This window comes from Dyadobacter sp. (genome assembly GCF_051859145.1).
Lineage (GTDB): Bacteria > Bacteroidota > Bacteroidia > Cytophagales > Spirosomataceae > Dyadobacter.
This window is the reverse complement of record NZ_JBHYGF010000291.1, coordinates 1-3,099: the sequence shown is the minus strand read 5'-3', so window position 1 is coordinate 3,099 and position 3,099 is coordinate 1. Positions and strand designations below refer to the sequence as shown.

The 3,099-nt window shown below is 47.1% G+C and carries 2 protein-coding genes; both read left to right on the top strand.

Translation table 11 applies throughout. From position 1 onward, the window contains the following. Positions 1 to 1,687, top strand: a 1,687-nt coding sequence (locus ACTIE6_RS16495) for a DUF5977 domain-containing protein (RefSeq protein WP_439557688.1), incomplete at its 5' end; no start/stop codon positions are given. 3 nt (positions 1,688 to 1,690) lie between these two features. Continuing rightward, a partial coding sequence (locus tag ACTIE6_RS16490; protein ID WP_439557687.1) for a hypothetical protein occupies positions 1,691 to 3,099 on the top strand: 1,409 nt, incomplete at its 3' end.

Here is a 3,099-nt window from a genome sequence, read left to right as displayed (position 1 = left end):
AGTGGCCAGTTTAACCACACCTTACAAGCTACACGAGAAGATAGAGCCTGGCTTATATGATAACGTCCAGCCAGTCCGCTATGCAATGCGTGCCGGATTGGCTTTTCGGGACTTTGCCGGATACCAGCACACGTTTTTTTCCCGGTACCAGTCACAGAAAAGACAGTTTTTGACCTGGCATCCCAATAACAAACTAGTGAGCCCCAAGCAAAAAGAGTATTTGTATTTCCTTTTGAATATGTCGCCATTCCCGGAAACGATAAATCTTCGGATGCGTGTCACCAAGACGGACGGCAGCCGCCTGGTAAGTACGCATTCCCAGATAAAAGGGCTTCAACCATATCAGGTTATTTGCTGCCCTGTTGGCGTTAATGAATTGTCGCTGGGCGAAGATGTTGTCAAATATGAAATATGGCTCTCAGATGAAAAAAACGAGCGTTTTACAGAAGTTAGGGCGTATAATATAGATCGGCGCAGGCATGCATTTGAGCGCTTTCTTGTTTTCTCCAATTCCCTTGGCGGCTTTGATACGATCCGATTGATCGGGCAAGCTTCGCAAGAAACTGATGTAACGAAGTCGATATCCAGAAAGGAGCGGCCGGCTGGCCAAGGAATTGATTTTTCCGAACTGGAAGTAATAGCAGTTTCTGAAAATTCAGGGATAAAGCTTTCCACTGGCTTTTTCGAATCGGACGCGGCCACATACTCAGATTATTTGCGTGAATTGATCCTAGCCGAAGTGGTCTTGATGGATACCGATTTTGGCTTCGAGGCAATGAATTTGATTACCAACAACCTGGAATATGCCAAAGATCGCCCTGGATTGGTGGAACGTACTTTCGAGTTGGAGAGGACGTATTCAGATAAAAATTACAGCCGGATGGATGCAGTTGCTCAGCTGCCCGGGCGGCCTATAAAATGGGTGGGTGTCTCCACAAAAGCGGTACTGGATGCTAATGGCAAGCGGACCGGGAAGCTGACCTATGAACGCTTGCAACTTGTTTACCAGGATGACGAAAGCAGAGTGATTCCCTATGCAGTGAAGCCCAATATCCCAGGGGATCCGGATTTCATTGCGCCAGCCGTAGAAGCTTCTATCCAGCCAGGTAGCACACCATATCCTAGCAAATTGATCTCCCGGCAAATCAGCTTTACCAAAAACAATTGCGGTCCGGAATCAAAAGGGACGGCGCCCACTGTCGTAATTGCGGCGGGTTCGTTCGGTGGGGAATTGCCAGGCGACGCGGATCTGTTGGCAGAAGCCAAATTTGAGACTTTCAATAACCAGGCTTATGCTAATTCAAATGGTACCTGCACTATTAATAACGTTCCGATTCATTATGCTTTGCTGCATAAGATCAGAATGGACGGGGTCAGCCTGAAAGTGTTTGGATCTGATAAATACGGGCCGGTAGTTGATTTGCGGATTGACGGAACGCAAATTCTTCCCAATACGATTGGACAGCCAGTTGCGACATTGCGGCTATCAGAAGGCACCTACATGCCCGGGCTAAAAAAACTGATATTTCAGGTATCCTATAACAATGCACCATTTGCCGGATGTAAGCTAAAAGTAGTAGGCAGGAATCGCGAAGTCTCGGTGACAAATCCCGGATTTTACACCATCGACAACCTGCAAGTAAATAGCACCGACGAGCCACTGGTGATAGAAATAAACCCGCTTTAAACCATGTATACAGATATAAGAATTGACGGGCAGAGCCTTGACTTATCGGCAGATCTGAAAGTTCCCGTGGATCGGATAAATCCACACTTGCGCTATGAAACCATTCCGGATAGTCGGGCAAGCATTCCGAACATTCCTTTTTCAGTAAGGAACCAAAGAACTTTCGAATTTGCTGAAATGCCGCAAGCAGGCAACGACTTATACAGCTATGTATGCGAGCTTTTTTACAATGGCGCCCTGATCTATCCCTGCAAGGCATACGTTAAAAAATCAAATCCTCTTTCTGGATATGAACTCGAAGCAGGTGATGATCTGAGAAGGTTTTTTGGAATATTCTCAGGCCTTCCACTCACGGAATTAAACCTGGGTACCTTGAAAGTACCGGCAATATTAACAGCCGAAATTCAGGCCAACGGCAAGAACGCTGCTTGCTTTCCTTCCATTGTTAATCCTGATTATTACGGCACAAACGGCGTTTTAGTCAATTATTCCGGAATCGTAAACGAGTGTTTGGACGGTGTTTACTCGGCTACTGGCCCGAAAGTACCGATGCTGTTTGTAGGTTTTATCCTGGAAAGGATTGCCGCGCTCACAGGTGTAAGTATATCAGGAGACTTTTTGCAGCATCCAACATGGAGTAAGTTGATTTTGACGAACTGGCGAGCGCTTGACGGCGAACAGACTATCACTGTTAACCGGCACCTTCCATCGTGGACAATCAGCACTTTACTGCTTGAACTGCGCAAGATCCCTAATCTCAGGCTAAGCTTTGACGCGATCAACAAACGACTTTTAATCGATTTCTGGGAAGATAAAATCGACCAGGTTCCTGATAAAGACTGGACTTTGAAAGCGACTCCAGGACACGACAAATACAACGAGTTTAATCGCCGGCTGCACTTGGCGTTTGAACTGGATGGAGGCGATAGTTTAATGAAAGACAAACCTGAAATACTGGCCGACTATCTTACGCCAGTGTCCGGATCCCTTGGCGGTCATGCGATCGGGCTGGCCAAAGTCATCATGCGGCTTTCCACTTTCCTGGTCGATGAAACAAGCCAGCTGCCTATCGCCAAACAGACGGGCGTAACAGCAGAATTCAATCAGCTTAATGTCAGCACGGCGCCGCGCCTTCTTTTCTGGCATGGCATGACAGAAGAAGGGATCCCATTTTCCAGCCCGGAACTGGATGGGATAAGCCTGTATCTGAACGGGCCGAACGGTATTGCGGCAAAAAGTTGGTGGAGAACCGAGCAGATGAGAAAGGAAATGTTCTACCTACAAAAACGCTTTACGCTGACTGAAACTGATCTTGCGCTGCTAGACTTCTCACGGCCGATCCATTATAATGGTCTAAATTATATCATCGCTCACGTGGCTGGTGAACTTCCCATTACGGGGGCGCTTTCTTG